Origin of the sequence: Mesorhizobium sp. Primo-A (assembly GCF_003997175.1) — a bacterium.
Taxonomy (GTDB): Bacteria; Pseudomonadota; Alphaproteobacteria; order Rhizobiales; family Rhizobiaceae; genus Mesorhizobium; species Mesorhizobium ciceri.
Genome location: NZ_RZTG01000002.1, coordinates 408454 through 431754 on the forward strand (window position 1 = coordinate 408454; position 23301 = coordinate 431754).

The 23301-nt window shown below is 62.7% G+C and carries 22 protein-coding genes, 1 tRNA gene and 1 riboswitch; of the genes, 14 read left to right on the forward strand and 9 right to left on the reverse strand.

What is annotated here, in order from left to right:
* The first annotated feature begins 56 nt into the window (after window positions 1–56).
* From EOC83_RS04700 to EOC83_RS04710, 3 genes are all read left to right on the forward strand, one after another.
* Window positions 57–788, forward strand: a complete 732-nt coding sequence (locus EOC83_RS04700) for a LuxR family transcriptional regulator (RefSeq protein WP_013533651.1) — start codon at window positions 57–59, stop codon at window positions 786–788.
* A 96-nt stretch (window positions 789–884) separates the two neighbouring features.
* Complete coding sequence (locus tag EOC83_RS04705; RefSeq protein WP_013533650.1) at window positions 885–1523, forward strand: acyl-homoserine-lactone synthase; 639 nt, start codon at window positions 885–887, stop codon at window positions 1521–1523.
* A 14-nt stretch (window positions 1524–1537) separates the two neighbouring features.
* The gene (locus EOC83_RS04710) at window positions 1538–2287 is read left to right on the forward strand and encodes an enoyl-CoA hydratase-related protein (protein ID WP_013533649.1); all 750 of its coding nucleotides are present in this window, start codon (window positions 1538–1540) and stop codon (window positions 2285–2287) included.
* Window positions 2288–2335: 48 nt separating this feature from the next.
* Here EOC83_RS04710 and ppk2 read toward each other — a convergent pair whose 3' ends face one another.
* Window positions 2336–3244 carry a polyphosphate kinase 2 gene (gene ppk2 / locus EOC83_RS04715; protein ID WP_013533648.1) on the reverse strand — a complete coding sequence of 303 codons (909 nt, stop codon included), beginning with the start codon at window positions 3242–3244 and terminating at the stop codon, window positions 2336–2338.
* A 121-nt stretch (window positions 3245–3365) separates the two neighbouring features.
* Between ppk2 and EOC83_RS04720 the strand changes: the two genes are divergently transcribed.
* The 3 genes from EOC83_RS04720 to EOC83_RS04730 all read left to right on the forward strand — a co-directional run bounded on the left by EOC83_RS04720 (window position 3366) and on the right by EOC83_RS04730 (window position 6570).
* Window positions 3366–4631, forward strand: coding sequence for an ATP-binding protein (locus EOC83_RS04720; protein ID WP_063170011.1), 1266 nt, complete (start codon window positions 3366–3368; stop codon window positions 4629–4631).
* 112 nt (window positions 4632–4743) lie between these two features.
* A complete protein-coding gene (gene phoU, locus EOC83_RS04725; protein ID WP_013533646.1) occupies window positions 4744–5469 on the forward strand; it encodes a phosphate signaling complex protein PhoU in 726 nt (241 codons plus the stop codon).
* A gap of 90 nt (window positions 5470–5559) precedes the next feature.
* Window positions 5560–6570: a magnesium and cobalt transport protein CorA gene (locus tag EOC83_RS04730; RefSeq protein WP_013533645.1), complete on the forward strand. Its 1011-nt coding sequence runs from the start codon at window positions 5560–5562 to the stop codon at window positions 6568–6570.
* Between the two features lie 154 nt (window positions 6571–6724).
* On the opposite strand, the gene EOC83_RS04735 is transcribed toward EOC83_RS04730, so the two are convergent.
* Entirely contained in the window at window positions 6725–7243 is a 519-nt protein-coding gene (locus EOC83_RS04735; protein WP_063170012.1) for a GcrA family cell cycle regulator, read from the reverse strand.
* 358 nt (window positions 7244–7601) lie between these two features.
* On the opposite strand from EOC83_RS04735, the gene EOC83_RS04740 reads away from it, so the two are divergent.
* The 3 genes from EOC83_RS04740 to EOC83_RS04750 all read left to right on the forward strand — a co-directional run bounded on the left by EOC83_RS04740 (window position 7602) and on the right by EOC83_RS04750 (window position 10872).
* Window positions 7602–8801, forward strand: a complete 1200-nt coding sequence (locus tag EOC83_RS04740; RefSeq protein ID WP_063170013.1) for an aspartate aminotransferase family protein — start codon at window positions 7602–7604, stop codon at window positions 8799–8801.
* A gap of 17 nt (window positions 8802–8818) precedes the next feature.
* Window positions 8819–9730, forward strand: a complete 912-nt coding sequence (gene argF, locus EOC83_RS04745; protein ID WP_013533642.1) for an ornithine carbamoyltransferase — start codon at window positions 8819–8821, stop codon at window positions 9728–9730.
* A 110-nt stretch (window positions 9731–9840) separates the two neighbouring features.
* Window positions 9841–10872 carry an Hsp33 family molecular chaperone gene (locus tag EOC83_RS04750; RefSeq protein ID WP_013533641.1) on the forward strand — a complete coding sequence of 344 codons (1032 nt, stop codon included), beginning with the start codon at window positions 9841–9843 and terminating at the stop codon, window positions 10870–10872.
* Window positions 10873–10919: 47 nt separating this feature from the next.
* On the opposite strand, the gene apaG is transcribed toward EOC83_RS04750, so the two are convergent.
* A complete protein-coding gene (gene apaG / locus EOC83_RS04755; protein ID WP_013533640.1) occupies window positions 10920–11312 on the reverse strand; it encodes a Co2+/Mg2+ efflux protein ApaG in 393 nt (130 codons plus the stop codon).
* A gap of 233 nt (window positions 11313–11545) precedes the next feature.
* Here apaG and EOC83_RS04760 point away from each other — a divergent pair, with 233 nt between their 5' ends.
* The gene (locus EOC83_RS04760) at window positions 11546–12697 is read left to right on the forward strand and encodes a ceramide glucosyltransferase (protein ID WP_063170014.1); all 1152 of its coding nucleotides are present in this window, start codon (window positions 11546–11548) and stop codon (window positions 12695–12697) included.
* Between the two features lie 7 nt (window positions 12698–12704).
* Here EOC83_RS04760 and EOC83_RS04765 read toward each other — a convergent pair whose 3' ends face one another.
* Window positions 12705–13892, reverse strand: coding sequence for an O-succinylhomoserine sulfhydrylase (locus tag EOC83_RS04765; RefSeq protein ID WP_063170015.1), 1188 nt, complete (start codon window positions 13890–13892; stop codon window positions 12705–12707).
* Window positions 13893–13949: 57 nt separating this feature from the next.
* A riboswitch (SAM riboswitch) is annotated at window positions 13950–14027 on the reverse strand.
* A 74-nt stretch (window positions 14028–14101) separates the two neighbouring features.
* Between EOC83_RS04765 and EOC83_RS04770 the strand changes: the two genes are divergently transcribed.
* The gene (locus tag EOC83_RS04770) at window positions 14102–15196 is read left to right on the forward strand and encodes a 2'-deoxycytidine 5'-triphosphate deaminase (RefSeq protein WP_063170016.1); all 1095 of its coding nucleotides are present in this window, start codon (window positions 14102–14104) and stop codon (window positions 15194–15196) included.
* A 100-nt stretch (window positions 15197–15296) separates the two neighbouring features.
* Window positions 15297–16070, forward strand: a complete 774-nt coding sequence (locus EOC83_RS04775) for an ABC transporter substrate-binding protein (RefSeq protein WP_024503157.1) — start codon at window positions 15297–15299, stop codon at window positions 16068–16070.
* Window positions 16071–16241: 171 nt separating this feature from the next.
* Here the strand turns inward: EOC83_RS04775 and araD1 are convergent, their stop codons facing one another.
* From araD1 to chvE, 4 genes are all read right to left on the reverse strand, one after another.
* On the reverse strand, window positions 16242–17234 hold the full coding sequence (gene araD1, locus EOC83_RS04780; RefSeq protein ID WP_013533635.1) for an AraD1 family protein: 993 nt from the start codon (window positions 17232–17234) through the stop codon (window positions 16242–16244).
* Between the two features lie 305 nt (window positions 17235–17539).
* The gene (gene mmsB / locus EOC83_RS04790; protein WP_063170017.1) at window positions 17540–18826 is read right to left on the reverse strand and encodes a multiple monosaccharide ABC transporter permease; all 1287 of its coding nucleotides are present in this window, start codon (window positions 18824–18826) and stop codon (window positions 17540–17542) included.
* On the reverse strand, window positions 18823–20355 hold the full coding sequence (mmsA, locus tag EOC83_RS04795) for a multiple monosaccharide ABC transporter ATP-binding protein (protein WP_063170018.1): 1533 nt from the start codon (window positions 20353–20355) through the stop codon (window positions 18823–18825). Before mmsA ends, mmsB begins: the two co-directional genes overlap by 4 nt.
* Window positions 20356–20478: 123 nt before the next feature.
* The gene (gene chvE / locus EOC83_RS04800; RefSeq protein ID WP_027161715.1) at window positions 20479–21549 is read right to left on the reverse strand and encodes a multiple monosaccharide ABC transporter substrate-binding protein; all 1071 of its coding nucleotides are present in this window, start codon (window positions 21547–21549) and stop codon (window positions 20479–20481) included.
* A 311-nt stretch (window positions 21550–21860) separates the two neighbouring features.
* Between chvE and EOC83_RS04805 the strand changes: the two genes are divergently transcribed.
* Complete coding sequence (locus EOC83_RS04805) at window positions 21861–22850, forward strand: LysR family transcriptional regulator (RefSeq protein WP_027161714.1); 990 nt, start codon at window positions 21861–21863, stop codon at window positions 22848–22850.
* Window positions 22851–22980: 130 nt separating this feature from the next.
* The gene (locus EOC83_RS04810; protein ID WP_024503153.1) at window positions 22981–23217 is read left to right on the forward strand and encodes a hypothetical protein; all 237 of its coding nucleotides are present in this window, start codon (window positions 22981–22983) and stop codon (window positions 23215–23217) included.
* Between the two features lie 2 nt (window positions 23218–23219).
* Here the strand turns inward: EOC83_RS04810 and EOC83_RS04815 are convergent.
* A tRNA-Gly gene (locus tag EOC83_RS04815) sits at window positions 23220–23293 on the reverse strand.
* Window positions 23294–23301 lie beyond the last annotated feature (8 nt).

The following is a 23301-nucleotide window of genomic DNA, read 5'->3' on the forward strand; positions in this document are numbered from 1 at the left end:
AATCAGGCACGCATCATTGGCCGCAATGCACAAGGCAACATGGGGTTGATGTTGCGATGGGTCAGTTCGATCGCACGCTGGAATACATAGACCAACTGCAGCACGCCGCAACGGCGGCGGCGGTCTGCGAAAGGCTGCTGGGCATAACATCGGATTTCGGTCTCACCGCACTGATGGCGGGAACCGTCCCGCAGCCAGGCACGCCGGCCGGCCAGCAAAAGCAGCATGTGCTTCTCTGCGATTGGCCTGGCGAGTGGCTGGAGCGCTATGTCGCGCGCAACTATGTCGATCATGACCCGGTCGTCAGCCATATGAAACAGTTGCAGGCGCCCTTCCAGTGGCACGAAGCGTCCCAAGGCATCCGCATAGACAAGAGCAGCGGCGAGGTGATGGGCGATGCCGGCGCCTTCAAACTGCGCGATGGGTTGGCCTTTCCGCTGATCACGCTCGACGGCCAGATCGTCATGGTGTCGCTGGGCGGCGAGGCCGTGGAATTGTCCGCCGCCGAATTCGGCCAGGTGTCGCTGGTCTCGACCTACGCGGTTGGCCGCGCCATGCAACTCCACACCATGGCGAACAGGACCATCGATCATATCGTGCTGACGCCGCGCGAGCGCGAATGCCTGCAATGGGCCGCCGTCGGCAAGTCCGAATGGGAGATTTCGCAAATCCTCGGCATTTCCGAACACACCTCGGAGAAACATCTTCTTAACGCCAAAAGCAAACTAGGTGCCGTCAACAGGGTGCAGGCCGTCGCGGAAGCGATACGGCGCGGCTACATTAGTTAGGTCGGCCGTGCCGACCTGAAATCCTTGCCTACGCGATCACGCAATTTTCTCATCAAAGCACGGCCGTATCTTCCTCTGAACGCAGGAGACGGCGGAATGCTTTTTTCCCTTACAACCCAGGAATTGATGGAACGTCCCGACCTTTGGGAGGCCGTCCATCGTTTGCGCTACAAGATATTCGTCGAGGAGATGGGGTGGGATGACCTCAGACGCCCCGACGGGCTCGAACTCGACCAGTTCGATCACGACGAGGCGGTCCATCAGATCGTCATCAGGGGCGGTGAAGTGGCGGGTTATCAGAGGATGTTGCCGACGACGCGGCCACATCTGCTGACCGAGGTCTTGACCGATCTTTCCGAAGGAACGCCGCCGTCGGGTCCAAACATCTGGGAATTGACCCGCTATGCGGTGGCTCCCGGTTTTCGCGATGGCCGTCGCGGCGTTTCGACCGTCGGCACCGAACTGATTGCCGGTTTCGTCGAGTGGGGGCTGAAGCGCGGCGTCGACAAGGTGATCATCGAGTTCGAGCCGATGTGGGTGCTGCGCGCCTTGCAACTGCATTTCCTGGCGACCCCGCTTGGCTATCAGCGCACCTATGGCAACCAGCAGGTGGTCGCCACCTTGCTGACCTTCAACGAGCACACACTCGATGTGGTGCGGTCGCGCCGCAATCATTTTGCTCCCGTGCTGGCCAGGGGATATCCCGACATGCTCGGGCAAAGGCGTGCGTCATGAGATCGGAGACAGTCATGAGCACACATCCGCAACCTGAACTTCGCAACCACACGCTGGTGGTCACCGTGTCGTCGAGTGACGGCCGGCCGGTGCTGGACAGGAGGGCCTATGAAAGCCTGGCAAGGACCTTCCATGAAGCAGCCGACAATGAGGAGGTTCGCGTCGTCGTCTTGCGCGGCCTGGCAGGCTGTTTCTGTCTGGGCGGCGACTTCTCCGAATTCCTCGACGCCACCAAGCACCAGAAACTGATCGCCGCCGTCACCGACCTGTTCCGCACGCTGGCGACGTTTCCAAAGCCCATCCTTGCCTGCGTCGATGGCGATGCCGTCGGTGTCGGCTGCACCATCCTGTTCCATTGCGACATGGTGATCGCGTCCGATGAGAGCACGTTCAGGGTGCCGTTCGTCGATTTCGGCCTGGTGCCGGATGCGGCGACCAGCATCCTGGCGCCGCAGAAGCTCGGCTACGCCGGTGCCTTCCGCTTCTTCTGCCTCGGCGACACGCTTCGCGCCGAAGATGCCAGGGCGCTCGGCCTGGTCGCGGAGATCGTGCCGGGAGGCACCGTCGAGGAGGCGGCCCTTGGTCGGGCAAGACAGCTCGTCAAGAAGCCGGTCGCCGCCCTGCTGCAGACGCGCGGCCTGCTGAAGGGGAACACCGAGGCCCTCTGCGATCGCATCGATCAGGAGATCTCGCTTTTCCAGCAGGCGCTGCAGGATGATACGACGCTGCGGCGATTGCAGCGTATCGCCAGGCTGGCGGCTTAAGCATCATGATTGCGTCGCGCGGTTCCTGCCGCGCGACGCAAAAAAGCGTCAATCCTGTTTTCCCAGGAATGACGGCCCTTCGCCGATGATCTTCTTGTCTTCCTTGCCGATGATTTCGAGATCGCGCCCCTCATAGGGCAGAGACGACAGGATGCGCCGCATGACCGCAAGCCGCGCGCGCCGCTTGTCATTGGCCCGTACGATGATCCACGGCGCGAATTCCTTGTGGGTGCGCTCGAACATTGTGTCGCGCACCTTGGTGTAGTCGTCCCACTTGGTGATGCCCGCAACGTCGATGGGCGAAAACTTCCAGCTCTTCAGCGGGCTGTAGCGGCGGTCGTGGAAGCGCTCGAGCTGCGTTTCCCGGCCGATGTTCAGCCAGAATTTGAAGAAGTGAATCCCCTCGTTGGAGATCATCCGCTCGAAATGCGGCGTCTCGTCGAGAAACTGCTCGTGCTGCTGCGGCGTGCAGAAACCCATCACCGGCTCGACGCCGGCGCGATTGTACCAGGAGCGGTCGAAGGTGACGAATTCGCCTGAAGTCGGGAAGTGGTCGACATAGCGCTGGTAGTACCATTGCCCCAGTTCGGTCGGGGTCGGCTTGGTCAGCGCCACGTTGCGTGCCGTGCGCGGATTGAGGTACTGGCGCACCACGAAGATCGTGCCGCCCTTGCCGGCAGCGTCGCGGCCCTCGAACAGCGCCATCACCCGTTTGCCGGTCGACTGCAGCCAGGCCTGCGCCTTGACCAGCTCGATCTGCAGCTTCTCGAGCGTCTCGTCATACTCATCACTTTTCATCTTCTTGTCGTAGGGATAGCCGCCGGCAGTCAGCTTGTTGTCCTCGACCCAGTCGGGAAGCACGGGGTTTTCGATGTCGAACTCCCGTTCCTTGCCGCCGATCCTGATCTTCAGCGGCCCCGAAGTTGGCGCGGCGGGACTTTCCTTGGCTTTTTTCATCGAGACGAACCCTTTCCAGCTTCCGGACTCATGCTATGGGGAGCCTCCGGAACGGTCTAGTGGAAGTTTTTCCGCCACCGTGGACCGGGTGCGAAGGCATGGGGTGCGGGCCCGCGGGCAGATGGCTGACCTGGACACAGAGCAGAGAGGCATCGCGCAAACCATGGCCGCACGGCTGTGGAACAGCCGCTGGCTGCTTGCGGCCGGCGTCGTCGCGGTCGTCGCCGTTTATGCCTTGGCCGGGATTTCAGCCTATGTCGTCCTCGCGGCGCTGCTGTTGCTATTTGCAGCGGCAATACTGCCGGCCGCCGGCGCGCGCCAATCCACTGGCAGCGGAGCCGCCATCGAGGCCACCGGCCTGCAGAGGCTCTCGGGTGAATATCTGGCCGCCGCCGTCGCCGATCCGCTGATCATCTTCGACCGGGCTGCCACCATCGTCCATGCCAACGCCGCCGCCTTCGCCGCTTTCGGCGGCATCGCGCCAGGCATGTCGCTGTCGCTGAAATTCCGGGCGCCGGAAATGCAGGCTCTGCTGGATGGCGTGCTATCGGGCGATGTCGCCTCCGATATCGTCGACTATACGGAGAAGCTGCCGGTCGAACGGGCTTACCGGGTGAGCGTGTCCTCGGTCGGTCACGCCACCGATCTCTATGTGCTGGTGTTCAAGGACCAGAGCGAAACGCGCAGGATCGACCGCATGCGCGCCGACTTCATCGCCAATGCCAGCCACGAACTGCGCACCCCACTTGCCTCCATCGCCGGCTTTATCGAAACGCTGCGCGGGCCAGCCCGCAACGACGCGGCGGCGCGCGACCAGTTTCTGCAGATCATGCAGAGCCAGACCGGCCGCATGGCGCGTCTGATCGACGATTTGTTGTCGCTGTCGCGGCTCGAGATGAAACCCTATCTGAAGCCGGGAACCGAGGTGGACCTGCGCCAGACCGTCGACAGCGTCATCGACTCGCTCGGACCGCTGGCCAGCGAAAACGCCGTTGCCATCGAGCGGCGCTACGCCGACGGACCGCTTCATGTGCCTGGCGATCGCGATGAGCTTTTCCAGGTTTTCGAGAACCTCCTGGAAAACGCCTGCAAATACGGGCAGTCGGGTGGGCGCGTGGTTGTATCCATAGCGCATAGCGATGCCGGACCAGAGCCGGGCATCGACGTGACGATCAGGGACTTTGGCCCTGGCATTCCCGAGGAGCACATTCCGCGCATTACCGAGCGCTTCTACCGCGTCGATGTCGAGACCAGCCGGACCCAGAAAGGCACCGGCCTCGGCCTGTCGATCGTCAAGCATATCCTGACGCGCCACAACGCCCGGCTTTCGATCAAGTCCGAAGTCGGCAACGGCGCGGCATTCTCGGTTCATTTGCCGGCGCACTGATATCGCCCTAATTCAAGGGCACTGTTTCTTTTTTCTGTCATCCGGCTAGCGTATCAGCGGGGATTCGAGGAAACGACTCAAAATCAAAACACCCCGTGGGAAGGCATTTGCCATGCAGTCCGTGCACATCGTCAGCGCTTATGACGAGGAGTTGAAATATCTGTCGAAGCGCATCGCCGCGATGGGTGGCCATGCCGAGCGCATGGTCGAACAGGCGGTCACCGCTCTCGTCAATGCCGACCCGGGCCTTGCCCAGAAGGTCATCCGCGACGATACCGTACTGGACGAGGGCCAGCGCGAAATCGACGACAAGGCGATCATCATCATTGCCAAGCGTCAGCCGATGGCGGCGGATTTGCGCGAGATAGTCGGGACCATCCGCATCTCCGCCGACCTCGAACGGGTTGGCGATCTCGCCAAGAACGTTGCCAAGCGGGTTGTCGCCGTCACCGACGGACGCCAGCCGACCAGCCTGTTCCGCGGCCTCGAGGCTCTGTCCAACCTGGCATTGACCCAGCTCAAGGAAGTGCTCGACGTCTACGCGTCCCGTTCGGTGGAGAAGATCGGCTTCGTGCGCGATCGTGACGACCAGATCGACGCCATGTACACATCGCTGTTTCGCGAATTGCTGACCTACATGATGGAAGATCCGCGCAACATCACGCCCTGCACGCATCTGCTGTTTTGCGCCAAGAACATCGAGCGTATCGGTGATCACGCCACCAACATAGCCGAGACCATCTACTACATCGTCACCGGCGATCAGTTGCCGGCTGAGCGGCCCAAGGGCGACAAGACCGACAAAATCAGCCTTTCCGAGACGCAGCCGGTGAAGTGAACGCCGCCTCTCGAACCGTCACCCGATTTACGATAAGCTTTCCGGGCTTTGCCTCTATCCTCGTCCGTGGATTTGCTCCGGGAGGTCGTGATGGAAAATGTTCGGAACCTGACCCCGGCGCCTGCGCCGATATCCGGCATTATCGCTTGCGGCGTTTACACCGCGGGCCGCCGCATCGCCGACATTCCCATCGAGGAAGCCGGCGAATGGGCAAAAAAATCCGGTCACGTCGTCTGGATCGGCCTGTTGGAGCCCGACCGTAACCTGTTGCTGCGCGTCCAGGCGCAGTTTCACCTGCATGAGCTGGCGATCGAGGATGCCGAGCACCCGCACCAGCGGCCGAAGATCGAGCAATATGGCGACGCCTTGTTCATCGTCGCCCGCACCGCGCAGCTGATCGAGGGCCGGGTCACCTTCGGCGAGACCCATTTGTTCGTCGGCTCAGGCTACATAGTCAGCGTCAGGCACGGTCCCTCGACGTCCTATGCCGCCGTTCGTCAGCACTGGGAAAGCTGCCCGCACTCGCTGGCCAAGGGCGAGGATTTCGTCCTCTATGCCATCCTCGATTTCATCGTCGACAATTACATGCCGGTGCTCGAGCAGATCGAGGACGAGGTCGAGGCGATCGAGGACAAGGTTCTGCTGAAGCCGATGACCGCTCCCGACATAGAGCGGCTCTATATGCTGCGCCGCGATCTCCTGCGCCTGCGCAATGCCGCGCTTCCGCTGGTCGAAGTCTGCCGAAGGCTGACCAGCGCCGAGCTGCCGCAGATCCACACCGCCATGCATCCGCTGTTCCGCGACGTCACCGATCACATCCGCACCGTTCAGGAGAAGATCGACAGCCTGCGCGAGGTGCTGGCATTCGCTTTCGAGGCGAGCTTGCTGGTCGGCCAGAGTCAGGAAACGGCCAACACCAAGAAGCTCGCTTCCTGGGCCGCAATCCTGGCGGTGCCGACGGCGCTCGCCGGCATTTACGGCATGAACTTCAGCGACATGCCGGAACTGAAGATGGAATACGGCTATCCGGTGGTTCTGGCCACGATCGCGCTGATCTGCGCGTTTCTGTATTGGCGGTTCAGGAAGAATGGCTGGTTGTGAAGTAGGGCAGTAGGGCAGTAGGGCAGTAGGGCAGTAGGGCAGTAGGGCAGTAGGGCAGTAGGGCAGTAGGGCAGTAGGGCAGTAGGGTGGCATTTCGTGAGCGCGACTTTCCGCGCACATACTGCCCTACTGCCTTACTCCCCTATTCCCTTATCTACCTGCTCCGCCGCCGCTCCGATGCCGGCTGGAATGCCACGCGGGCGTGGTACTTGCAGTAGGGACCGGTTTCGGCGGCATCGTTGCCGCAGAAATGGAAGTCCTCTGAAAGCGGATCGCCGTTCGGCCATTTGCAGGTCCGCTCGGTCAGCTCGACCAGCTGCAGATGCCGCGAGATCGGCAGCACGACATTTTCGACCGGGCGGATGTAATGGCGTGCCACGGGTTCGGCGTCGAACTGCGTCTGCAAAGCGGTCGCGCCGACCGATGTCGTGACATGGCGTGCCGTGGTTGCGGCGCGTGATACCGATTTCTGGACAGTCGATCCTTGCGCTGCCTTCTTCTGGCGTGTTGGCGTGGCGGTCGAGCGACCGCGGCCCGACAGTTTCAGCCGATGCACCTTCCCGATGACCGCATTGCGGCTGACCCCTCCAAGCTGCGCAGCAATCTGGCTTGCGCTCAGACCCTCCGACCACAGTTTTCTCAAGAGTTCTACCCGCTCGTCAGTCCAGTTCATGAGACCGCGCTCCTCTAAGCGTGCGGCAATCGGAATCCTTCTCCCGACCCGGCAACATTTGCCAGGGCAGACACCACATATATCTGGTGATTAGGTCCGCCGCACGAAATCTAGTTATTTCTCGACTACAACTACTCTATGCGCTGACTCGGTGACAAGAGTCCCAAGTGCAACACGAATCGGTTTTTTCGGTTTTCCCCAACTTGCCCGGTCGCTTATGAGCCGGCGTCCCGTCGGGGGGCTTGCCGCGCGCCACTACGCGACGTTTTCGTTGACTTCATGGCCGAAAAACAGGATAAGCCGCACAGGCCGCCGCTTTGGCGGCTTTTTTGATTTTCCGGTACCGGAGACGCATATAATGAGCGGTTCGGCGCTTTACGAGACCTTTGCTCGCGCACCCCTGGCCTTCGACCACGGGGAAGGCACATGGCTGATTACCGACAAGGGCGAGCGATATCTCGATTTCGCCGGCGGCATCGCCGTCAATTCGCTGGGCCACAGCCATCCGCACCTGGTCGCCGCACTCACCGAGCAGGCAGCCAAGCTGTGGCATGTCTCCAACCTCTACGAGATCCCCGGGCAGAGCCGGCTTGGCGAACGGCTGGCCGACGCCACCTTCGCCGACAAGGTGTTCTTCACCAATTCCGGCGCCGAGGCGCTGGAATGCGCGATCAAGACGGCGCGGCGCTACCATTTCGTCAAAGGCCATCCCGAGCGCTTTCGCATCATCACCTTCGAAGGCGCCTTCCATGGCCGCACGCTGGCGACCATCGCGGCTGGCGGCCAGTACAAGTATCTCGAGGGCTTCGGCCCCAAGGTCGAAGGTTTCGACCAGGTCGGCTTCGACGACATTGACGCCGCCGAAAAGGCGATCACGCCGGAGACGGCCGCGATCCTGATCGAGCCGGTGCAGGGCGAGGGCGGTATCCGCCCGGTGCCGACGCAGTCGCTGAAGCGGCTCAGGCAATTGTGCGAGCAGCACGGCCTGCTGTTGATCTACGACGAGGTCCAGTGCGGCATCGGCCGCACCGGCAAGCTGTTCGCACATGAATGGTCGGGTGTAACGCCCGACATCATGGCGATTGCCAAGGGTATCGGCGGCGGCTTCCCGATGGGCGCCTGCCTTGCCACGGATGAAGCGGCGGTCGGCATGACCGCCGGCGTGCATGGCACCACGTTCGGCGGCAACCCGCTTGCCATGGCGGTCGGCAACGCCGTGCTCGATGTCGTGCTGGAAGACGGCTTCCTCGAAGATGTCCAGCGCAAGGCGCTGCTGATGAAGCAGGGTCTGGCGTCGGTCGCCGACGAGTTTCCCGAAATCATCGAGGACATCAGGGGTGCCGGGCTGATGCTCGGCCTCAAATGCGCCATGCCCAACACCAAGGTGAACATGGCCTTGCGCGACCAGCACCTGTTGACGGTTCCGGCCGGCGACAACGTCATTCGCCTGTTGCCGCCGCTCACCGTCACCGACGCCGAGATCCATGACGCGCTCAACCGCATCCGCGCCGGCGCCAAGGGCCTGGCGGAGGCGATCGCTTCCGCCGCGGCGAAGTAATCCCGGAATCATTGCTGATGTCAGTTCGCCATTTCACCGATCTTTCCACCGTTTCCGAAGGCGACCTGCGCTTGATGCTGGACGACGCGGTGGTGCGAAAGGCGCGGCTCAAGGCCGGCGAGCGCACCAAACCGCTCGAAGGCAAGGTGCTGGCGATGATCTTCGACAAGCCGTCGACGCGCACGCGCGTCTCCTTCGACGTCGGCATGCGGCAGCTCGGCGGCGAGACCATCATGCTGACCGGCACCGAGATGCAGCTCGGCCGTTCCGAGACCATCGCCGACACCGCCAAGGTGCTGTCGCGCTATGTCGATGCGATCATGATCCGCACCACCTCGCATGAGCGGCTGCTGGAATTGACAGAGAACGCCACCGTGCCGGTGATCAACGGACTGACCGACGATACCCATCCCTGCCAGCTGATGGCCGATATCATGACCTTCGAGGAACATCGCGGTCCGGTAGCCGGCAAGACCATCGCCTGGACCGGCGACGGCAACAATGTGCTGCATTCCCTGCTCGAGGCCTCGGCCCGGTTCCGCTTCAACCTCAACGTCGCCGTTCCCGAAGGCAGCGAGCCGGCGCAGAAGCATATCGATTGGTCGCAGGCGCATGGCGGCAAGCTGCACTTCACCCGCTCGCCCGAGGAAGCCGTCGATCAGGCCGACTGCATCGTCACCGATTGCTGGGTGTCGATGGGCCAGGAGCATCGCGCCCGCGGCCACAATGTGTTCTCGCCCTACCAGGTCAATGCCAAGCTGATGGCGAGAGCCAAGCCGGACGCGCTGTTCATGCACTGCCTGCCGGCGCATCGCGGCGAGGAAGTGACAGACGAGGTTATCGACGGACCGCATTCGGTGGTCTTCGACGAGGCCGAGAACCGGCTCCATGCCCAGAAGGCCGTGCTTGCCTGGTGTCTAGGCGCTTGAAGTGTCTGGGCGCTTGATCCCTGGGAGCTTGATCTGCGGGCGTGTGATGCCTATTTGCGCCGCATCACGCAAATCAAGCGCGTTTCGACGCATGCGCCCCGGAGGGCGGCATGGCCGCGCCCTGGAGCTTTGTCATGTTGGAAACCTATCAAGTGACTGAACATCACCCCAAACTCGGCGAATTCGGCTATGCCGGCGACGATCACGTCGTGCCGTTCGAGGTCGGCCCTCTCGACGTGCGCGGCCGCACGGTCCAACTCGGGCCGATGCTGGACGCCATCCTCAGCCGCCACGATTATCCCGAGCCGGTCGCCCGCCTGCTGGCGGAGGCCTGTGTGCTGACCGTGCTGCTCGGCACTTCGCTGAAGTTCGAGGGCAAGTTCATCCTGCAGACCCGCACCGACGGACCCGTCGACATGCTGGTTGCGGATTTTTCCACGCCCTCGGCGCTGCGCGCCTATGCGCGTTTCGATGCCGACCGGCTGGAAGCGCTGGTCGCGGCGGGCGAAACCTCCCAACAGACGCTGCTCGGCAGTGGCGTGCTGGCGCTGACCATCGACCAGGGCGCCCATACGCAGCGCTATCAGGGTATCGTCCAGCTCGATGGCGAGACCCTGGAAGACGCGGCACGCACCTATTTCCGTCAGTCGGAGCAGATCCCGACGGATATCAGGCTGTCGGTGGCCAAGCTTTTGACGCCCGGTCCCGGCGGCGCCCGCGAGCAATGGCGCGCCGGCGGTATCCTGGCGCAGTTCCTGCCGCAGTCGCCCGAGCGCATGCGCGTCCCGGACCTGCCGGGCGGCGATGGCGATCCGCGTGAGGAGATCCACGATCCGGTCGACAATTCCTGGCAGGAGTTGCTGGCTCTGCTCGGCACCATCGAGCCGACCGAACTGATCGACCCGACGATCGGCGCCGAGCGGCTGCTCTACAGGCTGTTCCACGAGCATGGCGTGCGCGTCTTCGGCGGCGTTCCGGTCGCCGACCAGTGCTCGTGCTCCAGGGACAAGATCCGCGGCATCCTCGAGGGTTTTTCCGCCCAGGAGATCAAGGACAGCACCGAAGACGGCGGCATCCACGTCGCCTGCGAATTCTGTTCGAAGCAATATGATTTCGACCCGGCGGAATTTGCGGCCCAGTAGAGTAGAAACCACGCCTCACCGGTCGCTCCGCGGCCGGTGAGGCGAAATCAATTCACCGTCCGCCGCGTCCCCGGCAAGTCCAGCGAAAACGCCGGAATGGCGATGTCGAACGTCTCGCCCCGCTTGTTGCGCATCGTGTAATGCCCGACCATGATGCCGGACGGTGTCGAGAGCGGGCAACCGGACGTGTACTGGTAGCTGTCGCCGGGATTGAGTTCGGGCTGGTCGCCGACCACGCCGGGGCCGCGCACTTCCTCGACCCGGCCGGTGCCGTCGGTGATGTGCCAATAGCGCGACAGAAGCTGCACGAAATCGTCCGACTGATTGTCGATCGTTATCTGATAGCCCCAGACATAGCGGTTCTCCGAGGGATCCGAACGGTCCTCCAGATAGAACGGCCTGACCTGCACTTCGATGTTGCGCGTGACGGCGCTATACATAAGCGGCTCCAAAAAACGGTTCCAGCGGAACTTTCGGCGCTCCGTGCGGTTAGGTCAACCGATCGAAGCCTCCTCTGGCCGGCCTCGCGGGCAGGTGCCGACAAAGAATGTCATTTAAGTGACATATGACAATGATGGTGTGCGCGGACTGGTGACGCGCGACTCGGGCGCTCTGCTGAACTGTTGAAACCGGTCATCTTGCGGACCGGTTTTCCTGGAGTGACCGGATCTCGATGCAACTCACTCTCATAGCCGCCACGCTTTCAACCGTCCTCATCCTCTCGAATCTCGCCAGCATCGTGCTCGCCGTGTCGCGTCTGAGACGGCGTCGCACCATTGCGCCGCCGGCCGGCAAGCCGCGGCCGGTGTCGATCGTCGTGCCGTCGCGCGGCGTCGAGCCGTTCACGCAGGAGACGCTGGAGCGCGCCTTCTCGCTCGACTGGCCGCGCTATGAGCTGATTTTCTGCGTCGCCCATGCCGACGATCCGGTGATCAAATTGATAAACAGGACGATCGTCCGGTTTCCGAAAGTGCCGGCCTGGCTGCTTGTCGGCGATGACCGCATCAGCGCCAATCCGAAACTCAACAATTGCGTCAAGGGCTGGGAAGCGGCGCGGCACGACTGGGTCGTCCTGGCCGATTCCAACGTGCTGATGCCGAGGGACTACATCCAGCACCTGATGGCTGCCTGGCGGCCCGGCACCGGCCTTGTCTGCTCGACGCCGATCGGCTCGCGGCCGGCCGGCTTCTGGGCCGAGGTCGAATGCGCTTTCCTCAACACGCTGCAGGCGCGCTGGCAATATGCCGGTGAGGCGCTCGGCCTCGGCTTTGCCCAGGGCAAGAGCATGCTCTGGAACAAGCCGATGCTCGATGCCAATGGCGGCATCCGCGTGCTGGCCGCCGAGATCGCCGAGGATGCCGCTGCGACCAAGCTGGTGAACAGTCTCGGCCTGCGCGTCAATCTCGTCGCCGCCCCCTTCGAGCAGCCGCTTGGCCGGCGCTCGTTTGACGAGATCTGGTCGCGTCAGGCCCGTTGGGCGCGCCTGCGCCGCGTCACTTTCCCGCTGTTCTTCGCACCCGAAATCCTGACGGGCGCCGTGGTGCCGCTGGTGCTTGCGCTGATTGCAGCGGCAAGCGCCGGCTTCAGCCTCTGGGCAACCGCCCTTGCCGTGCTGGCGGCCTTCTATCTTCCGGAGTGCGCCCTGGCCTGGTCCAAGGGCTGGTACCTGTCGCCACGCATGGTCGCCGCGATCATGGCGCGCGACCTGATCCTGCCGGCGATGTGGGGGCGCGGTTGGCTCGGCGGCGCCGTCGACTGGCGCGGCAATGCGATGACCATCGGCACCAAGACGGCCGAGCTGGAAGAGACGCCGTCCGGCGCCTGAAGGCCTCCTACCTGGCCTTCAGCGCCTGCGCGATGTCCTCGAGCAGATCGTCGGCATCCTCCAGGCCAACCGACAGCCTGAGCGTGCCCGGCCCGATGCCGAGCTCGGCGCGCGCCTCGTCGCTGAGATTTTTGTGCGTCGTCGTCGCCGGGTGGGTGATCAGGCTCTTGGCGTCACCGAGATTGTTGGAGATCAGGACGATGTCGAGCGCGTTCTGCAAGGCGAAGGCCGCCTGCTTGCCGCCCTTGACGTCCAGGCAGATCAGCGTCGAGCCGCCCGACATCTGCTTCTTGACGATGTCGGCCTGCGGATGGTCGGCGCGGCCGGGATAGATGACGCGCGCGATTTCCGGCCGTTCGGCCAGAAAATCCGCGATCCGGCCGGCACTTTCCGTCTGCTGGCGTACGCGCAGCGGCAGCGTTTCCAGGCCCTTCAGCAGCGTCCAGGCGTTGAAAGGCGAAAGGCTTGGGCCGGTATGGCGGAAATAGTCGTGCAGGTTCTCGTCGATCCACTTCTTGTCCGACAGGATGACGCCGCCGAGACAGCGCCCCTGGCCGTCTATGTGCTTGGTCGCCGAATAGACGACGATATGGGCGCCGAGCTGCAAGGGCTTCTGCTGCAGGGGCGTGGCGAAGACATTGTCGACGATCAGCCTGGCGCCGATCGAATTGGCAAGCGAAGCGACAGCGGCGATATCGACCACTTCCAGCGTCGGATTGGTCGGGCTTTCCAGGAAGAACAGCTTGGTGTTCGGCTTGATCGCCTTTTCCCAGTTGGCGATGTCGGTGCCGTCGACCAGCGTCGCCTCGATGCCGTATCTCGGCGCCAGCGTCTCGACCACCCAGCGGCAGGAGCCGAACAGCGCACGCGCCGCCACGATATGGTCGCCGGCCTTGGCGCTGCACAGAAGGGCGGCCGTCACCGCGGCCATGCCCGACGCGGTGGCGCGCGCGTCTTCCGCACCTTCCAGCGCGCACATGCGCTTCTCGAACATGTCGACGGTCGGATTGGCGTAGCGCGAATAGATGAAACCCGGCTCTTCGCCCTTGAAACGGGCTTCGGCGGCTTGCGCCGTTTCGTAGACATAGCCTTGGGTGAGATAGATCGCTTCTGACGTTTCGCCGAAACCGGAACGCAGCGTTCCGCTGTGCACGAGTGCCGTCTGAGGCTTCCAGTTGCGCTTCTTGGTGCTCATCGCTTTTCTTCCAGACACAAAAAAACCGGCCGCGAAAGTCGCAACCGGTCCATACGGCCTTGCGGCCCGACGGTCCTTTAGCGACTTGTTTAACGTGGCTGCAAGCCGACCGGCCAAATCACCACGGGATAACGACCCTTTAGACCCGCACCGCGCTTGCGTCAATTGCCGGCTTCATTAAGAGGTTTGTACCAAGCAGGAGTGGAGCCTTGCGGCAGACAGGCATTCTTCCCGACCAGGACATATCGGCGCTGCTCCAGTCCGGCGCGCTGAAGTCGGCGCGTGCGCTCGACACCGACCAGATCCAGCCGGCCAGCCTCGATCTCAGGCTCGGCGACAAGGCCTGGCGGGTGCGCGCCTCCTTCCTGCCCGGCCCCAATCACAAGGTCTCGGAAAAGCTCGACCGGCTGCAGCTGCACGAGATCAATCTGGCCGAGGGCGCGGTGCTGGAGACCGGCTGCGTCTACATCGTGCCCCTGCTTGAAAGCCTGGCGCTGCCGGCGGACATTTCAGCCTCGGCCAATCCGAAGAGTTCGACCGGACGGCTCGACATCTTCACCCGCGTCATGACCGATCGCGGCCACGAGTTCGACAAGATCGCGGCCGGCTATCATGGCCCGCTCTTTCTGGAAGTCAGCCCGCGCACCTTCCCGATCGTCGTCCGCACCGGGTCGCGCCTGTCGCAGATCCGTTTCCGCACCGGCAATGCGCTGCTCTCCGAAGCCGAGTTGCACGACCTGCATCGCACGCAGATGCTTGTCGCCACCGAGCCGCCGAACATTTCCGGCGGCGGCATCGCGCTGTCGATCGACCTCAACGGCGATCAAAGCGGCTTGGTCGGCTATCGCGGCAAGCATCACACCGGCCTCGTCGATGTCGACAAGCGCGCGGCCCAGGAAGTCGTCGACTTCTGGGAACCGATCCACAAGAGCGGCGCCGGCGAACTGGTGCTCGACCCCGATGAATTCTACATCCTCGTCAGCCAGGAGGCGGTGCATGTGCCGCCGCTCTACGCCGCCGAGATGACGCCCTTCGATCCGCTGGTCGGCGAATTCCGCGTCCATTATGCCGGCTTCTTCGATCCGGGCTTCGGCCATTCCGCATCCGGCGGCACCGGCAGCCGGGCGGTGCTGGAAGTGCGCAGCCATGAAGTGCCGTTCATCCTCGACCACGGCCAGATCGTCGGCCGGCTGGTCTACGAGCATATGCTGAAGCGGCCGCAGGCGCTCTACGGCACCGATCTCGGCTCCAACTACCAGGCGCAGGGCCTGAAGCTGTCCAAGCATTTCCGCGCCGCGCGCTGACCCTCATTGCCCCAAGGCAAAATACTTGCCTGTACCGGCTCGCCATGCTTGGCTGCCTTGCCGCCCGTCAAGCTGGCGGCGTTCAAGGGGAACCAAGAAAATGCGATTTTCGAAATGGGTCATATCGGCGGCGGGCGCTGCCATGCTGGCAACACTGGCCGGCTCTCTGTCGGTGCAGGCGGCGGAGAAAATCAAGATCGGCACCGAGGGCGCCTATCCGCCGTTCAACACCATTACCGCCGACGGCAAGGTCGAAGGCTTCGACATCGACATCGCCAATGCGCTGTGCGCGCAGATGAAGGTCGAATGCGAGATCGTTACCCAGGACTGGGACGGCATCATTCCCGCTTTGCAGGCCAAGAAGTTCGACGCCATCATCGCCTCGATGAGCATCACCGAGGAGCGCAAGAAGCAGGTCGCCTTCACCAACAAATATTATACGACACCGCTGGCTCTGGTGGCGCCGAAGGACACCGATCTCACCTCGACCGAACCGGCGGCCCTTGCCGGCAAGACGGTCGGTGCCCAGGCTTCGACCACGCAGGCCGACTATGCCCAGAATGAATATGGCAAGGCGGGCGCGGAGGCCAAACTCTATCCCACCCAGGAAGAGGCGATCACCGACCTGACCAACGGTCGTCTTGACGCCGTGATCTCGGACAAGTTCGTGCTGATGGATTGGCTGAAGAAGGCAAGCGACGGCTGCTGCAAGCTGGTCGGCGACGTCAAGGGCACCGAGACCCAGGCCGGCATCGCCGTGCGCCTGGACGACACGGCCCTGCGCGACAAGCTCAACGCGGCCATCGACGCGATCGTTGCCGACGGCACCTACAAGAAGATCCAGGCCAAGTATTTCGACTTCGATATTTATTGAGGCAGAGGCGCCTTTTCCTTCTCCCCTTGTGGGAGAAGGTGTCGCCGGAGGCGACGGATGAGGGGTGTTCCAGGGAACGCCAACGTTTCACTCCGCTGGAACACCCCTCATCCGTCTCGGCGCTAACGCGCCGATCCACCTCCCACTTGGGGAGAAGGAAAAGGCGCGCTCTCAAAGCGCCTTCACAGCCACCTTCACCGGCTGCTCGATCTCGAGCGGGTTGCGCAGCGGCAGGCCGAAATCCCCGGCCTCGATCTCGAAGACATCGCCGGCCTCGGTCGTGATGCCGTCGGCGAAGGACAGCGTCGCCGTGCCGAACATGTGCACATGCACGTCACCCGGCTGGCGGAAGGCCGCGTATTTGAAATGATGATGTTCGAGATTGGCGATGGTGTGCGACATGTTCGCTTCGCCGGACAGGAACGGCTTTTCCCACAGCACCTCGCTGTCGCGCACGATGCGCGAGGTGCCGCGGATGTCGGACGGCAGGTCGCCGATCAGGATCTCCGGCCCGAACGAGGCGTTGCGCAGCTTGGAATGCGCGAGGAACAGATAGTTCACGCGCTCGGTGACGTGGTCGGAAAACTCGTTCGACAGCGTGAAGCCGACGCGGAAAGGTGCGCCGTCGTCGCCGATGACGTAGATGCCGGCGACCTCGGGCTCTTCGCCGGCGTCCTTGGCAAAGGCCGGTGACAGGAGTGCGGCGCCTGGTGCCACCGCCATCGTGCCGTTGCCTTTGTAGAACCATTCCGGCTGCACGCCGATCTGGCCTTTCGCCGGCTTGCCGCCCTCCAGCCCCATGCGGAACATCTTCATGGAATCGGTGAGCTGCTCCTCGCCGTCGGCGCTCAGCTTCTTGTGCATGGAATCGCGCGTCGCGGCGGAGCCGAGATGCGTCAGCCCGGTGCCGGTCAGGTGCAGATGCGCCGGATCGGGGTGATTGATCGGCGACAGCAGCCGCCCCTTCTTGTAAGCGGCCTCGAGATCGACCGTCTCGCCAAGCCCCTTGCGTTCGATCAGCGCGACGAGGCCGACGCCGGTGCGGGCGGCCTCCATCGCCAGCGAATAGACGCTGCGGGCGCCATTGATGATCCGGGTCTTGCCGCCATTGCGGGCGACGACGCGGATGGTCTCGGCGTCGTCAAGGATCTGGGAGATCAGCATGATGAATCCTCTCTCATTTGCCTTGGCAGGGCTGCCAAAACGGCAAACCTTGCTCAGCGCGGCCGGGACCTCGTCCATGCCACGGTTTAAATTCTCAGTTCGGATTGCGCTCGCGGGCCTGGTCCCTCAGGGACTTCTGTTACCGGCGGGTTGCCGGCAGCGTCGCGATCGTATGCCTCCTGCTTTCCTCGATCAGAGCAGTTCACCGTTTCACGGAAACGGCGAACCGCTCTAACTCATTGTCTTGGCGCAATTCCGGGCGGAAAACCGTTTCACACTTTTCCTGGAATTGCTCTTAAGTCCGTTCAAGCCTTGTTCTTGTTGTAGACGTCGAAGATCACGGCGCCGAGCAGCACCAGGCCTTTGACCACCTGCTGCCAGTCGACATTGACGCCCATGATCGACATGCCGTTGTTCATCACGCCCATGATGAAGCCGCCGACCACCGCGCCGATGACCTGACCGACGCCGCCCATCGCCGAGGCGCCGCCGATGAAGACGGCGGCGATGACGTCGAGCTCGCTGCCGAGGCCCGCGGCCGGCACCGCCTGTCCCAGTCGCGCCGCGATGATCAGGCCGCCGAGCGCCGACAGCACGCCCATATTGATGAACACCATCAGCGTCAGCCGCTCGGTGTTGATGCCTGACAGCTGCGCGGCCTTGGCATTGCCGCCCATGGCGTAGATACGGCGGCCGATGGTCATGCGCTTGGTGACGAAGACGAACAGCGAGATCAGCACGCCCATGACGAGCAGCACGACCGGCAGGCCTCTGTAGCTGGCGAACTCATAGACCAGGAACAGCGCCAGGGCGCTGGCGACCAGCGTCTTGACGACGAACAGGGCAAAGGGCTCGGCCTCATAGCCATGGCGTTCGCGCTTGCGACGCGTCCTCACCCCGAAATAGGCATAGGCCAGCACGGCGATCAGGCCCAGCACGATCGTCGTCATGTGCAGCGTCAGGCCGCTGCCCATGATGGTCTTGCCGGCCGCGTTCACCGTCGGCGGGATCAGCGTCAGCGGGCCGATGACATCCGGGATGAAGCCCGAGCTGAGCATTTTGAAGTCGTCGGGAAGCGGACCGACCGAGGATCCGCCGCCCAGCAGCGCCTGGCAGATGCCGCGGAAGATCAGCATGCCGGCCAGTGTCACGATGAAGCTCGGTATTCTGTGATAGGCGATCCAGTAGCCTTGCGCCGCCCCGATCAGGCCGCCCACGACGAGGCAGATGATCGAAACCACCAGCGGATTGCTGAGCGGTCCAAGTTGCCAGATGACCATCATGTTTGCCGCCAGCGCGCCGATGAAACCGGCGACCGATCCGACGCTGAGGTCGATATAGCCGGAAACGATCACCAGCAGCATGCCCAGCGCCATCACGATGATGAACGAGTTCTGCTGCACCAGGTTGCTCAGGTTCACCGGCTTGAACAGCGTTCCCGACGTGGTGAACTGGAAAAACAGCATGATGACGATCAGCGCGATGATCAGGCCGTATTCGCGCAGGTTCGTGGCCAGCGCCGAGACGGCGATGCGTGCGCGCTGCTCTTCGGCGACATTGCCGTGCGGGGCGGGGGCGCTTTCGGTGCTCATGCTGCTTTTCCTTCTCCACGAACGATGGCGCGCATTATTTTTTCCTGGCTTGCTTCCGCGGCGGGCATTTCGCCCACGATGCGCCCTTCGTTCATGACGTAGATGCGGTCGGTGATGCCGAGCAATTCCGGCATTTCCGACGAGATGACCACGATCGCCTTACCCTCCGAGGCGAGTCGCGCGATGATCGTGTAGATTTCGTACTTGGCGCCGACATCGATGCCGCGTGTCGGCTCGTCGAGGATCAGCACGTCCGGGTCGGCGAACAGCCATTTCGACAGCACCACCTTCTGCTGGTTGCCGCCGGAAAGATTGCCGGTCAACTGATAGACGCTGGAAGCGCGGATATTGGTCTTCTTGCGATAGTCGTTGGCAACGGCGAGCTCGCGCATGTCGTCGATCACGCTGTGGCGGGCCACGCCGCCGAGATTGGCCAGCGTGATGTTGTGCTTGATATGGTCGATGAGGTTGAGCCCGTAGGTCTTGCGATCCTCGGTGACGTAGGCGATGCCGTGTTGGACCGCCTTGCTTACCGAGGACACATCGATCGGCTTGCCCTTGAGCAGCACCTCGCCTGTGATGCGGCGGCCGTAGGAGCGGCCGAACAGGCTCATGGCGAATTCGGTGCGGCCGGCGCCCATCAGCCCGGCAATGCCCACCACTTCGCCCTCGCGCACATTGATGTCGATACCCTTGATCACCTGCCGCTCGGCATGGAGCGGGTGATAGACCGACCAGTTCTTCACCTCGAACACGATCTCGCCGATATCAGGCTCGCGCGGCGGATAGCGGTCGTCGAGGGAACGACCGACCATCGAGGTGATGATGCGGTCTTCGGAGATGTCCTTCTTGGCCAGCGTCTCGATGGTGCGCCCGTCACGGATCACCGTCACCTTGTCGGCGACCCGGTTGATCTCGTTGAGCTTGTGCGAGATCAGGATCGAGGTCATGCCTTGCCGCTTGAATTCGAGCAGCAGGTCAAGCAGCGCCTGGCTGTCCTTTTCGCTGAGCGATGCCGTAGGCTCATCGAGGATCAGGAGCTTGACCTCCTTGCTCAGCGCCTTGGCGATCTCGACCAGCTGCTGCTTGCCGACGCCGATATTGGTGATCAGCGTCTTGGGGTCCTCCTTAAGGCCCACCTTCTTCAACAGCGCACTGGTGCGCTCCTCGTTGGCGTCCCAGTCGATGACGCCGAATTTCGCGTGCTCGTTGCCGAGGAAGATGTTTTCGGCGATCGACAGCATCGGCACCAGCGCTAGCTCCTGGTGGATGATGACGATACCCTTGTGTTCGCTGTCCTGGATGCCCTTGAACTGGCATTCCTGGCCTTGGAAGATGATCTGGCCGTCATAGGTGCCGGAGGGATAGACGCCCGACAGCACCTTCATCAGCGTCGACTTGCCGGCGCCGTTTTCGCCGACCACGGCGTGGATCTCGCCTTCCTCGACGCTGAGATTGACGTTCGACAGCGCCTTCACGCCGGGAAACGTCTTGGTGATGTCGCGCATCTCCAAAATCGTCGGGGCCATGGGGACTACCGCTCCTTGAGAGCTCGGCAAATATTGCCGGCGAGGTCGGTGACAATACCGGGCTCGCTGGTGAACGAAAAGGGGCCCTGCGTTGCGCAGGACCCCCTGACTTTGTAACCGGGATTACTTCAGTTCGTCGGCCTTGATGTAGCCGGAGTCGACGACCAGCGCCTGGTAGTTCGACTTGTCGACTTCATGCGGCGTCAACAGGATCGAGGGAACGACCTTGACGTCGTTGTTGTAGGTCTTTTCATCGAGTCCGTCCGGCTTGCCGCCCGAGAGCACCTTGTCGACGAGCTCGACGGTGGCCTTGGCCAGTTCGCGGGTGTCCTTGAACACGGTCGAGTACTGCTCGCCCGAGATGATCAGCTTGACCGAAGCGGTCTCAGCGTCCTGACCGGTCACGATTGGCCAAGGCTGAGCCTCGGTGCCGTAGCCGACGGCGCGCAGCGAGGCGGTGATGCCGCGCGACAGGCCGTCATAGGGCGAAAGAACGCCATCGACGCGGCTGCCATCCGAATAGTTGGCCGACAGCAGATTGTCCATGCGTGCCTGGGCGGTGGCGGCGAGCCAACGCAGCGTGCCGACCTTGTCCATGCCGGTCTGGCCGGACTTGATCTTGATCGAGCCGTCGTCGATCAGCGGCTGCAGGACGGAGATGGCGCCATTGTAGAAGAAGAAGGCGTTGTTGTCGTCGGGCGAGCCGCCGAACAGTTCGACGTTCCACGGCTTGGTGTTCGGGAAGCGTTCCTTGAGGCCCTTGACCAGCGAATTCGCCTGGATCACGCCGACGCCGAAATTGTCGAAGGTGGTGTAGTAGTCGACATTGGCGGTCTTCTTGATCAGGCGGTCATAGGCGACGACGACGACGCCCGCGTCAGCGGCCTTCTGCAGAGCATCCGACAGGGTGGTGCCGTCGATAGAAGCGATGATCAGCGCCTTCGGGCCTTTGGTGATTTCGTTTTCCAGCTGGCTGAGCTGGTTGGGGATGTCGTCCTGCGCGTATTGCAGGTCGACGGTGTAGCCGAGAGCCTCGAGCTGGGACTTGACGGCATCGCCGTCATTGATCCAGCGCTGCGAGGTCTTGGTCGGCATCAGCACGCCGACGAGACCCTTGTCGGCTGCGTGCGCCGAGTAGGTCATGGCAGCGATGCCAAGGGCCGCGACGGCGGCCAGTGTCTTGATGATTTTCACTTTAACTCTCCCTGTTTGATGGACGCGGCACCCCGGGGGTCGCGGGCCGCGCAATCGTGCAGAAGCGCCAAGGCACCGCTGCCGTCATATCGATCTCCGGTATCCTCCCATGGCCCCGAGACGCTGATTCAATCGATACGATTTTTCTCGTCGGCGACCGTCACGTCTTGGAACGCGCGGAGGGTGTGGGTCTTTGCCATAACTGTCAAATGCGATCTTTGATGGTTGCTATATCATGGTTGGTATATGTATTGCGACGTGACGGGCTGACCCCGATGTCGGTCGTACACGAGCAGAAGGCAGGGAAAGCGATGGCGCGGCCAGCGAATCCGACAACAGCTTCAGATGGTTACAGAGAAGCACCGGGCGATGGCGAAACCCTGCTGCGCAGCGGTCTCAGTCTGCGTCACATGCGCATGATCGTCGCGCTCGACGACCATGGCCGGGTCAGCGCGGCAGCCCAGGTTCTGAACATTTCGCAGCCGGCGGCCTCGCGCATGATCGCGGAGATGGAGGCGGTGCTGGAGGTCAAGCTGTGCGAGAGGCTGCCGCGCGGCATCACCTTGACGCCATACGGCAAGGCTTTGGCCAGGCGCGCGCGCTCGATCCTGCTGGAGATGCGCGAGGTCGACCGCGAGATTTCCGAGCTCAAGGCGGGCAAGGGTGGTTCGGTTTTCCTGGGTGCCGTGACCGCGCCGGCAATCGAGCTGGCGGTGCCGGCAATTCGTGAAATCCGCCGCATCTATCCGCGCATCGAGATCACCATGCAGGTCGAGACCTCCAATGTGCTGGCACGCGAGCTGATCGCCACGCGCCATGACTTCATCATCGCGCGCATCCCGGACGACCTCAATCCGCGGCTGTTCGAGTCGCGCGTCATCGGCGTCGAGAAAGCCTGCCTGATCGTGCGCCGTGGCCACCCGCTCACCAGGGGCAGCGTGGTGCGGCTGGAAGACACCGCCGCCTATGACTGGGTCTTCCAGTCGGGCGGCTCGCCCTTGCGCCAGGCGATGGAGAGCAACTTCCTCAACCGCAACATCGCTTTGCCGGACCGTATCCTGAACACCAGTTCGCTGCTCCTGACCCTGGTCATGGTCGCGCAATCCGATGCCATCGCACCGGTCTCTGTCCAGGTGGCGAAATTCATCCAGAACCCTGACGGGCTGGCCGGCGCCATCGACGTCGTCCAGACCGAATTCGACATCGAGGTCAGGCCCTACAGCCTGATCACGGTGAGGAATCGCGCGCTGTCGCCGGCCGCCAAGATGCTGCACGACTTCATTCTGAGGGAAGTGGGATGATGGCTGGATCAGGTAAGCTTCTCCGGCGAAAGCGCCGCCAGGCCGAGGCCAGCGAAAGCGAACTGGGAACATTATTTCCCGCCGATGCGTTCATGATCTTGCAAGGGACGATTTCTTCTGGAGGCTGAACATGCGCAGCTTCGAAATCATCGACCTGCTTTGCGTGATCGAGGCCTGCAAGCACGATCGATCGGTCGGCAATTTCGTGTCCATGGCTGAAGGCGTGGAAGAATTGCGGGTGTTGACCGGCGACTTCGTTTCATCGGATGACGCGGCGGCAAACGCCCTCGCAACGGTGGCGCTGGCGAGAGGCTGCTCGGTTGTGTTCGACGAACAGGCAGGCGCTGAAATGGTTCTGACGCCTTAGGCTGGAGCGGGTAGCGGGAATCGAACCCGCGCGTTCAGCTTGGGAAGCTGACAAGCTACCATTACATCATACCCGCGTGCGCCC

Excerpts from the sequence above, each read along its gene's own strand:
- EOC83_RS04700 (WP_013533651.1), top strand. The coding sequence starts at position 57 with ATGGGTCAGTTCGATCGCACGCTGGAATACATAGACCAACTGCAGCAC.
- EOC83_RS04705 (WP_013533650.1), top strand. The coding sequence starts at position 885 with ATGCTTTTTTCCCTTACAACCCAGGAATTGATGGAACGTCCCGACCTT.
- EOC83_RS04710 (WP_013533649.1), top strand. The coding sequence starts at position 1,538 with ATGAGCACACATCCGCAACCTGAACTTCGCAACCACACGCTGGTGGTC.
- ppk2 (WP_013533648.1), bottom strand. The coding sequence starts at position 3,244 with ATGAAAAAAGCCAAGGAAAGTCCCGCCGCGCCAACTTCGGGGCCGCTG.
- EOC83_RS04720 (WP_063170011.1), top strand. The coding sequence starts at position 3,366 with ATGGCTGACCTGGACACAGAGCAGAGAGGCATCGCGCAAACCATGGCC.
- phoU (WP_013533646.1), top strand. The coding sequence starts at position 4,744 with ATGCAGTCCGTGCACATCGTCAGCGCTTATGACGAGGAGTTGAAATAT.
- EOC83_RS04730 (WP_013533645.1), top strand. The coding sequence starts at position 5,560 with ATGGAAAATGTTCGGAACCTGACCCCGGCGCCTGCGCCGATATCCGGC.
- EOC83_RS04735 (WP_063170012.1), bottom strand. The coding sequence starts at position 7,243 with ATGAACTGGACTGACGAGCGGGTAGAACTCTTGAGAAAACTGTGGTCG.
- EOC83_RS04740 (WP_063170013.1), top strand. The coding sequence starts at position 7,602 with ATGAGCGGTTCGGCGCTTTACGAGACCTTTGCTCGCGCACCCCTGGCC.
- argF (WP_013533642.1), top strand. The coding sequence starts at position 8,819 with ATGTCAGTTCGCCATTTCACCGATCTTTCCACCGTTTCCGAAGGCGAC.
- EOC83_RS04750 (WP_013533641.1), top strand. The coding sequence starts at position 9,841 with ATGGCCGCGCCCTGGAGCTTTGTCATGTTGGAAACCTATCAAGTGACT.
- apaG (WP_013533640.1), bottom strand. The coding sequence starts at position 11,312 with ATGTATAGCGCCGTCACGCGCAACATCGAAGTGCAGGTCAGGCCGTTC.
- EOC83_RS04760 (WP_063170014.1), top strand. The coding sequence starts at position 11,546 with ATGCAACTCACTCTCATAGCCGCCACGCTTTCAACCGTCCTCATCCTC.
- EOC83_RS04765 (WP_063170015.1), bottom strand. The coding sequence starts at position 13,892 with ATGAGCACCAAGAAGCGCAACTGGAAGCCTCAGACGGCACTCGTGCAC.
- EOC83_RS04775 (WP_024503157.1), top strand. The coding sequence starts at position 15,297 with ATGCGATTTTCGAAATGGGTCATATCGGCGGCGGGCGCTGCCATGCTG.
- araD1 (WP_013533635.1), bottom strand. The coding sequence starts at position 17,234 with ATGCTGATCTCCCAGATCCTTGACGACGCCGAGACCATCCGCGTCGTC.
- mmsB (WP_063170017.1), bottom strand. The coding sequence starts at position 18,826 with ATGAGCACCGAAAGCGCCCCCGCCCCGCACGGCAATGTCGCCGAAGAG.
- mmsA (WP_063170018.1), bottom strand. The coding sequence starts at position 20,355 with ATGGCCCCGACGATTTTGGAGATGCGCGACATCACCAAGACGTTTCCC.
- EOC83_RS04805 (WP_027161714.1), top strand. The coding sequence starts at position 21,861 with ATGGCGCGGCCAGCGAATCCGACAACAGCTTCAGATGGTTACAGAGAA.
- EOC83_RS04810 (WP_024503153.1), top strand. The coding sequence starts at position 22,981 with ATGCGCAGCTTCGAAATCATCGACCTGCTTTGCGTGATCGAGGCCTGC.